The following is an 8,328-nucleotide window of genomic DNA, read 5'->3' as shown; positions in this document are numbered from 1 at the left end:
GGCGGTTTCGGCGGCGGTGGCGCTTCCGGCGGCTGGTAAATCAATGATGGATAGACGATGACCTTACTGAGCGAAAGCGAACTGCAACAGGTAGCCGAGGCGATCGAGCGCGTCGAGCGCAGCACCGATGCCGAGCTGGTCACGGTGCTGGCCGCGCAGGCCGACGACTACCACTACATCCCGCTGCTATGGGCCGGCCTGATCGCGCTGCTGCTACCCGGAGCGCTGCTGTTCTTCAGTGGCTGGCTTGACGCATGGCAGCTGCTGTTGGTGCAGTGGGCGACCTTTATCGTGCTCGCGGTGCTGTTCCGCATGCCGGCGCTGACCAGCCATCTAATCCCGCGTTCGGTGCGCAACTGGCGCGCCTGCAACCTGGCGCGGCGTCAGTTCATCGAACTCAATCTGCATCACACCGAAGGCGACACCGGCGTGTTGATCTTCGTCTCCGAAGCAGAGCGCTACGTGGAGATTCTGGTCGACCGCGGCATCTCCAGCCGTATCGACAATGCCGCATGGGAGTCTGTCGTCGCCTGCTTCACCGATCGGGTAAAGCAGGGCCAGGTGCTCGAAGGCTTTCTTGGCTGCATCGAGGCCAGTGGAGCGCTGTTGGCGCAGCATGTGCCGAAGACCCACGAACGCAACGAACTGCCGAACCGGCTGGTGGGGTTGCCTTAACTTTCCAGCAGCGATGGCGCCCGTGGGCGCCATCCTTTCACTGCATGCGCCGTTGTTCGGCAAGTAGCTGTCGCTCGCGCTGCAGGGCGCGCGCAAGGCGCTGCTGACCGTCGCGCTCGGCCGCGGCGATCAGTGTCTGGTCGACCAGGTCGCGTTGTGCATGACTGCCGCCGAAACGCTGCGCCTGATTGCGGATCGAGCGCAGCCGCTCCACACACCGCGTGTTGTCGCCTTCGACGAAGGCGACTACTGCCTCGACGCCTGGGGCGCCGATCTGGGTGGTGAAGCGCGCATTGTCATCGTCCCGCGCGCAGGCCCGTTGCTGGGCTGCGCGCAGCAGGCCCAGCAGGTCGCCGCGGCCGGCGCAGGCGAAGGCCATGGCGGCGTGAAAGTCGTTGAACGCATAGTTGCCGTCCGCCGCCATCGCGGCCCAGCGCTCGGCCACGCCAGTCCAGCGGTCGCCGACATCCACGCCACGCAGTTGCAGCCGCCAGAGCAGTGCGCTGGCGTCGATCAGCTCCAGCGCCAGGGGGCTCTGATGGCCATTCACCGGGCCGTCGAACAGGTCCAGGGCCGCGCCGCAATCGTCGAGCTCGATGTGGTGCAACGCCAGGTGCCACCAATTGTGCACCGCCAGCATACTGTCCTGCTGCCAGCCCGGATTGCCGCGCATCCAGGCGATGCCTTCCTCGCGCCGTCCCTGCATTTCCAGAACGTGGGCGACCGCGTGCTGTGCCCAGGCGTCGGCGGGTTGCAGGGCGATTGCTTCACGGCCATAGCGCTCGGCGAGCCGATAGTCGCCGCATTCTTCCAGCCCGAACGCGTACAGGCCGAGCAACGCATGATAGCCAGGCAGCTCCAGTGACCAGTCCGGCAGCACACGGGCAATGCGGTCGCGCAGCATGCGCGCATCGCCGGTGAAAAAGTCGATCTGCTGTCCGGCCTGCAGCGCCAGCATGTCGTGGGGGTAGTCGATGCTGAGGTCCTCCAGCACGCGTCCGGCGGCGTGCCAGCGGCCATCCAGCAGTTGCCGCAGCGCCTGCAGGTGGCGGGCCTCGCGGTCATTGTGCGGCAGCTCCAGGGCTCGCTCGTACGAGGCGCGGGCCACCGGCAGGGCGGCCGCCTCGGTGCCGAGCAGGTAGAGCCAGGCGTGCAGGACATGGCCCATGACCAGTTCCGGCGAGGCCTGCAGTGTGGCCTCGGTGGTCGCCAGCGATTCGGCGTGCAGGCAGCGGAACTGCGCGAGCGCCTGATCGAGCAGGGCCTGCGCCTCGCTATTGCAGCCGGTCAGTTGGTACCCGTGTGCGTCTTTCATTGTTCTATGCTCCATGAGTCCGGTTCGTTGGCATCGGCCAACGCGCCCATACTCGGGGTTTGGCTTACGTTGGACCCCAGTCATCCTGGAAACAAACCGGCTATTTCCGCCATGGCCCGCTCAGAGATCGCCGAACGCCCGCCGCTGACCGTCGCCCTGCTGGCGACGCCGGACAGTACGGCCTCGACGCTGTTCGGCCTCTACGATCTGCTGCTGGGTGCCCGTCGCGACTGGCAGCAACTGCTGCACCGCGCCGACGTGGCGTCGCCTTTCCTGCCGCTGATCGTCAGCCGCGACGGACACTCGCTGCGGGTCTACAACGATATCCCGGTCCACCCTCATGCCAGTCTGGACGACGCACCGCCTACCGACGTGGTGATCGTCAGCAACCTGGCGGTCAGCCCCTGGGAGCCGCTCGATGATCGCTACGCGCCCGAGGCGCAATGGCTGTGCGAGCGCTACGCGGCCGGCGCGACGCTGGCGGCGGCCTGCTCAGGAGCCATGCTGCTGGCGCGTACCGGGCTGCTGGCCGGCTGCGAAGGGACTTCGCACTGGGGCTACTGCGATTGCCTGCGCCGCGAGTACCCGGACGTGCACTGGCATCCGGACAAGGCATTGGTCGGCACCGGCGTCGGCCAGCGCCTGGTGATGTCCGGCAGTGGCAGCAGCTGGCATGCGCTGGGACTGTTTCTCATCGCCCGTTTCGTCGGTGCGCGGGAGGCGATGGAGGTGGCGCGGCTGAACCTGTTCGATTGGGACGCGACCAGCCCGCTGGCCTACGCCGCGATGATGCGCACCGGCCAGCTGGCTGATCCGGTGATCGCGCGTTGTCAGGAATGGGCCGCGCAGCATTACGAGGAAGAGGCGCCGGTGAGCGCCATGGTGCGCATCAGCGGCCTGCCGGAGCGGACCTTCCAGCGCCGCTTCGCCCTGGCCACGGGACTGACGCCGCTGGATTACATCCATACCCTGCGGCTGGAGGAAGCCAAGCAACTGCTGGAAAGCGGAGAGCTGTCGGTTGAAGCGATCGCCTGGGAGGTCGGCTATCAGGACGCCGGCTTCTTCGGTCGACTGTTCCGGCGCAAGGTCGGCCTCACGCCGACGCAATACCGGCGACGTTTCGGCGTGTTGTCGCGGCGCCTGGACGGCATCGCCACGCTGCAGCAGGTGGCGCCGGCCGTGCACTGATCCCAGCGGATGTGCCATCCGCCGGTATCGTTACCCCCTCCGGCTCAGAGCCGGGTCGGGCCGTCGTCTTCCGGCTCGCTCGATACCACCGGCGACAGTTCGAAGCTGTCGGTGCTGTCCATGGCACTGGCCGCGACGCGGTCGATGCTGTTCAGCGCATGGCCGATGATCGAGCTGACACTGGCTTCGTGATGGTGCACGGGCAACCGTTCGATGGCCGCCAGCACCTCTTCTCCAGGCACGGTTTCCACCGCGAGCAGGCGTTCGGTGATGTGGTCGAGCGCCGGTTTCAACCGCTGCAGCAGGGCCAGGCATTCCTGATTGAGCTGCTGCAGCAGCTCATCGGCCGCTTCCAGCGCTTCGCGCGGATCGCTGTCCAGATGCGCGTCACGCACGGCCTGCAGGCTCAACAGCGAGCCGCGCGGGCCCATGCCGAGGGCGCCGACCATGGAAAGGGCGATCTTCGAGGCTTCCTGCAGATCCTGCCCGGCGCCGGACGACACCTCGTGGAAATACAGCTGCTCGGCGCCGCGCCCGGCCAGCAGCATCTGGATGCGATTGCGCAGTTCGGAATACATGTGCAGGCGCTTGTCTTCCACCGGCGTTACCAGGGTCACACCCAGCGCCTGACCCCGCGGCAGGATGGTGACCTTTTCCACGCGGCCGACCTTCAGTGCCGCCGCTACCAGCGCGTGGCCAGCCTCGTGCACGGCAATGCGCTTGCGATCGGTCGGCGACATCGGCGTCACGCCGGAGGGTTGTTCGCCGATGCGGCAGGTTTCCACGGCATCGACGAAGTGGGCCATTTCGACCTGATTTGCCCCGCCGCGCGCTGCCAGCAGCGCGGCGTGGTTGACGATGTAGGCGATCGCGGCCGGCGTCAGGCCGACCGTGTTGCGCGCCAGTTGCGGGAAATCCAGACCCGCCGCGGCAGTGATCTTGCCGGCGTACAGGCGGAACAGCGCTTCGCGGTCATCGAGGCCGGGCAGGCCGACGGCGATCGAGCGGTCGAAGCGGCCTTCACGTACCAGCGCCGGATCGAGCGAGTTGGGGAAGTTGGTGGCGCCCAGCACCAGCACGCCGGCGGCGCCATCGAAGCCGTCCATCTCGGCGAGGAACTGGTTGATGATGCGGTTGCTTTCGGCATCGCTGGAACGTGTCTGCTCGGCGCGCTTGCCGATGCCGTCGATTTCGTCGATGAAGATGATGCACGGCGCCTGCTTGCGGGCGGTGCGGAACAGCGCCTTGACCTTCTGGATGCCAACGCCGAAATACATCGAGGAGAAGTCGCTGCCGGTGACCTGGATGAAGCTGGCATTCGATTCACTCGCAAGCGCCTTGGCCAGCTGGGTCTTGCCGGTGCCGGGCTCGCCGGTCAGCAGCACGCCCTTTGGCGGGCGGGCGCCAAGACGGGCGTAGGCGGCGGGGTCGCGCAGGTAGGCGGTGACGTCGCTGAGCGCCTGCTTGGCCTCGGCGGCGCCGATGACATCAGCGAAGGTCACGCCGCTGCCCTTGCGCTGGACTTCAAAGCTCCGGGTCTTCATGGCGAAGAACACCGCCGCGCCAATCAGCAGCAGGGCGATCGGTGAGTAGGGCAGAAGGATCTTGTAAAACGGCTTTTCCGCGTCGGTCTGGAACATCGCCAACGGGAACAGCTCGCCGCTGCTCTGCGCGTACTGCTCGAGCAGCAGTCTCGCGACGCGTCCGGACTGGTCCGGCACCCAGTAGAGCAGGCCCTCGTGCAAGCTGACGTAGACCGCATCCTTACCCAATGCGGCGCTGGCAATGCTGGCGCCACGCAGATCGTTCATCAGCACCGAGATATCGCGGCGATTGGCCTGCCAGGGCTCGGTGGAGTCCTGCAAGGCTTCGAGCATGCTCGCCGCCGCGCCAGTGGCTGGCGTCGACGGGGCGCTGGGGCGCAACTGCCAATAGGCGACGCTGGCGGCGATCAGCAGGAGCAGGAAAATAAGAAGTACAGGGCCGCGGCGACCTTGTAGCAGACGGGGTGTTTTCATTTCACATCCAATCGGGAAACCCGACGTTTCGACAAACCACCGCCAGGAGGCGGACCACAGTTGTTCGCGGGAAACCCCGCGGCGCCATTTGCATGGCGCGCCACAGTTCGGATGTGTTGGATGCGATTTATATGCCCGACTGTGTCTCGGATCGGCAGACTCCGATAGCCGGCGAGAATACGGCAAGTGCCACCATGGGGGCGGCTACGCGACGAACGGAGAGCAGGTTTTCGACGAATGACCGGCTGCGCGGGGAACGAAAGTGTGCGTCGGATGACGTGCCGCGACGCCCGGCGGGACTGGCGGAGCACGGCATCTCACGTAAGTGATCCGGCGCAGAGATTGTCCCGCAAGGCCCTGTTAGGGTTCATCGCCGCGCGGTCGCTTGTCCCGAACCGGGCGCAATAAGAACCTGCCGACAGCCGCCCGGAACCGATGCCGGTGCGGAAAAAACAACGTCCGATCGACCCGAGACTTCAACATGCCGACCAACAAGAAGTATCTTCGCTGCGCTTTTCTGGGCGCGCTGATTAGCCTCCTGCCAATCGCCTCGGCCAGCGCCGACGGGGAAACCATCAACCTGCTCACGCAGAATTTCCCGCCGTTCAGCATGGCCGACGATGGCAAGAATTTCGCCAAGGAGGGTGCGATCAGCGGCATTGATGCCGAGGTGGTGGCCGCTCTGTTCAAGCGCGCGGGCGTGCCCTATGCGATGACGCTGCGTTTCCCGTGGAGCCGCCTGCAGCAGCTGGCCGAGAAGACCCCGGGCTTCGCTGTGTTCTCCCTCAGCCGTACCCCCGAGCGCGAGCCCAAGTACAAGTGGGTCGGTCCGCTCAGCGAGATCCAGATCGTGCTGCTCAAGACTCCGGAGAGCCAGATTCAGGTCTCCAGCCTGGATGTTGCCAAGCAGTATCGAATCGGCTCGAAGGATGGCAGCGTGGGCAGTCAGTACCTGATCAACCGTGGCATCGAGGTGCAGAGTTCGCTGATCGACACCCCGGCCAAGCTGAAGGCCGGTCAGTTCGATCTGTGGGCGACCACCAACCCCTCCGGCGAATACGAGGCGAAGCAGGCCGGCGTCGGCCCGCTGGCCGTGGCGCTGACCCTGAGCCGTGTCGACCTCTATCTGGCGCTGAACAAGGAAACGCCGGATGCAGTCGTCGAGAAGCTGCAGCGCACCCTCGACCAGATGAAGCAGGAAGGGCTGCTGCAGCAGGCGGCGCAGCGTTACGTGAACTGAAGGCGTTTCACGCTACCGGGGGACGGGTGATCGACCCCTTCGGCAAGTTCTACCTGCAATCGGATCGAATCACTACCAAGCATGAATGAGGCGTGCCGGTGAGGCATCTGGCTAACGCAGGCTGCCGCCGTGGGGCCTGCCCACACTGCCTCTTAGATTTCGTCTGGCGGATTCTGATAAACGCCTGTTGGCCGAGCTCATCGACCTTGGGGTAGTCGCGTGGCACCGGTCCGATCAACAAGTCGCCGGAAAATGAAGCGGCAGGGGATTTTTTGCCGGTTTGGACTGCCTTAGTCCAGTGGAGCGGTATCGCTCCAACCGCACTCCTGGCGATTCGAGAATTCGATGACTTGCTTCAATAACTACATGCTACGTGCCTTCTGCATGGCCGCCGCCGTCTGGATTGCGCCTACCAACGCCGAGAACCTACCCGAACCGGTAGGCCATGTGGCGCGGGTGGAAGGCGCTGCGTACATCAGCAGCCGCGGCTATACCAACGCCGCCAAGGTCGGCCAGGCAATCGTGCCGGGTGTGGCTTTGAGCACCGGCGCCGAAGGTGCGCTGGGGGTGATCCTCGGCGACGGCAGTGTTTTGGCGTTCGGCCCGCACAGCGAGCTGACCCTCGACGACTATCGCTTCGCCCCGGCATTGGATGAGCTGCGCCTGCGCGCGACGCTCAATCGCGGCACGCTCAACCTGATTGCGGGCGACATGGCCCGCCTCGATCCACAGGCCATCGCTGTCGACACGCCGGACGGCCGCATCGGTGTGCGCGGTGGCCAGGTGTTGATGAAGGTGAGCCCGTGAAGCCGATTACGCTGATGCAAACGATGGTGCTGCTGGCGATGACGGCAGTGGCGGGCTGCGCGCAGCATTCCTACGTGATGCTGGCGGACGACAGTGGTGGGCGCGGTGGTGTGATGCTTGGAGAGGAAGGGCAGCGTCGGCTGGACGCGTCTGGCCAGGGCATGGCAATTGCCGGTACCGGTCAGGCCTATGTCGTACCGGACATGCGCCGCAAGGCGGACTTCGACAAGGCGCTGGCTGCCCAGCCGGCATTGCCCGAGCGATTTAGCCTTCATATCGCGCCATCCGGCGCGCTGGACAGCACGGCTGAACAACTGCTGGACAGCGTGCTGCTGGCAGCCCAGCGTCGGGACTATCCGGTGGTAACAGTCATCGGCCATACCGATACGCTGGGTCATCGTGCGGCCAACGAGCAGGTCGGTTTGCGTCGCGCCCAAGCGGTCGCCGAGCTGTTGCGCACCAAGGGGCTGGAAGCGATGGAGTTGCGGGTGGAATCCCACGGCGAGCGCAATCTTCTGATAGCGACGCCGGATGCCACGGCCGAGCCGCGCAATCGGCGAGTCGAAATTCTGGTGCGTTGAGGTCGATGACGCGGCGACTGGCGCCGCGCCGACAGACGATCCGATCAGTCGATGACCAGAACGGCGTCCATTTCAACCTGCGCACCCTTGGGCAGCGCGGAGACACCGATGGCGGCACGCGCCGGGTACGGCTGCTGGCAGTAGCGGCTCATCACCTCGTTGACGGTGGCGAAGTTGCCGAGGTCGGTAAGGAAGATGTTGAGCTTGACGATGTCCTTCAGCGAGCCGCCAGCCGCTTCTGCCACCGCCTTGAGGTTCTCGAAAACCTGCACCGCCTGCGCTTCGAAACCTTCCACCAGCTCCATGCTCTTGGGATTCAGCGGGATCTGCCCGGACAGGTAGACGGTGTTGCCGGCCTTAATGGCCTGGGAGTAGGTGCCAATGGCGGCCGGCGCCTTGTCGGTGTTGATCACGGTCTTGCTCATGGAGACTCCTCTGAGGGTTGGGCAACGGGCAGCCAGCATAATGGCTGATGGCGAGAGCGGCCAGCCGTGGCGTTTTGCA

Annotated in this window: 8 protein-coding genes; 5 read left to right on the top strand and 3 right to left on the bottom strand. The window is 65.4% G+C overall.

The genetic code is table 11. The features are described 5' to 3' along the window. Positions 1 to 57: 57 nt before the first annotated feature. Positions 58 to 675, top strand: coding sequence for a TPM domain-containing protein (locus LO50_RS08280; RefSeq protein WP_044314680.1), 618 nt, complete (start codon positions 58 to 60; stop codon positions 673 to 675). Positions 676 to 712: 37 nt separating this feature from the next. On the opposite strand, the gene LO50_RS08275 is transcribed toward LO50_RS08280, so the two are convergent. Then, positions 713 to 1,990, bottom strand: a complete 1,278-nt coding sequence (locus LO50_RS08275; RefSeq protein WP_044314679.1) for a tetratricopeptide repeat protein — start codon at positions 1,988 to 1,990, stop codon at positions 713 to 715. A gap of 111 nt (positions 1,991 to 2,101) precedes the next feature. Between LO50_RS08275 and LO50_RS08270 the strand changes: the two genes are divergently transcribed. After that, positions 2,102 to 3,178 carry a GlxA family transcriptional regulator gene (locus LO50_RS08270; RefSeq protein ID WP_044314678.1) on the top strand — a complete coding sequence of 359 codons (1,077 nt, stop codon included), beginning with the start codon at positions 2,102 to 2,104 and terminating at the stop codon, positions 3,176 to 3,178. 44 nt (positions 3,179 to 3,222) lie between these two features. On the opposite strand, the gene LO50_RS08265 is transcribed toward LO50_RS08270, so the two are convergent. After that, positions 3,223 to 5,196 carry an AAA family ATPase gene (locus LO50_RS08265; RefSeq protein ID WP_044314677.1) on the bottom strand — a complete coding sequence of 658 codons (1,974 nt, stop codon included), beginning with the start codon at positions 5,194 to 5,196 and terminating at the stop codon, positions 3,223 to 3,225. Between the two features lie 481 nt (positions 5,197 to 5,677). On the opposite strand from LO50_RS08265, the gene LO50_RS08260 reads away from it, so the two are divergent. The 3 genes from LO50_RS08260 (at position 5,678) to LO50_RS08250 (ending at position 7,824) form a co-directional block, all read left to right on the top strand. Further along, the gene (locus LO50_RS08260; RefSeq protein ID WP_044314676.1) at positions 5,678 to 6,436 is read left to right on the top strand and encodes a substrate-binding periplasmic protein; all 759 of its coding nucleotides are present in this window, start codon (positions 5,678 to 5,680) and stop codon (positions 6,434 to 6,436) included. Positions 6,437 to 6,781: 345 nt separating this feature from the next. Beyond that, positions 6,782 to 7,243 (top strand): FecR domain-containing protein, encoded by a 462-nt coding sequence (locus tag LO50_RS08255; RefSeq protein WP_023444575.1) that lies wholly within the window; start codon positions 6,782 to 6,784, stop codon positions 7,241 to 7,243. Positions 7,244 to 7,257: 14 nt separating this feature from the next. Further along, positions 7,258 to 7,824, top strand: a complete 567-nt coding sequence (locus LO50_RS08250; protein WP_044314681.1) for an OmpA family protein — start codon at positions 7,258 to 7,260, stop codon at positions 7,822 to 7,824. A 44-nt stretch (positions 7,825 to 7,868) separates the two neighbouring features. Here the strand turns inward: LO50_RS08250 and LO50_RS08245 are convergent, their stop codons facing one another. Then, positions 7,869 to 8,249, bottom strand: coding sequence for a RidA family protein (locus LO50_RS08245; protein WP_044314675.1), 381 nt, complete (start codon positions 8,247 to 8,249; stop codon positions 7,869 to 7,871). Positions 8,250 to 8,328: the final 79 nt, after the last annotated feature.

Origin of the sequence: Stutzerimonas stutzeri, from assembly GCF_000935215.1 — a bacterium.
Lineage (GTDB): Bacteria > Pseudomonadota > Gammaproteobacteria > Pseudomonadales > Pseudomonadaceae > Stutzerimonas.
The sequence above is the reverse complement of the archived record's forward strand: the minus strand, read 5'-3'. Positions and strand labels throughout refer to the sequence as shown.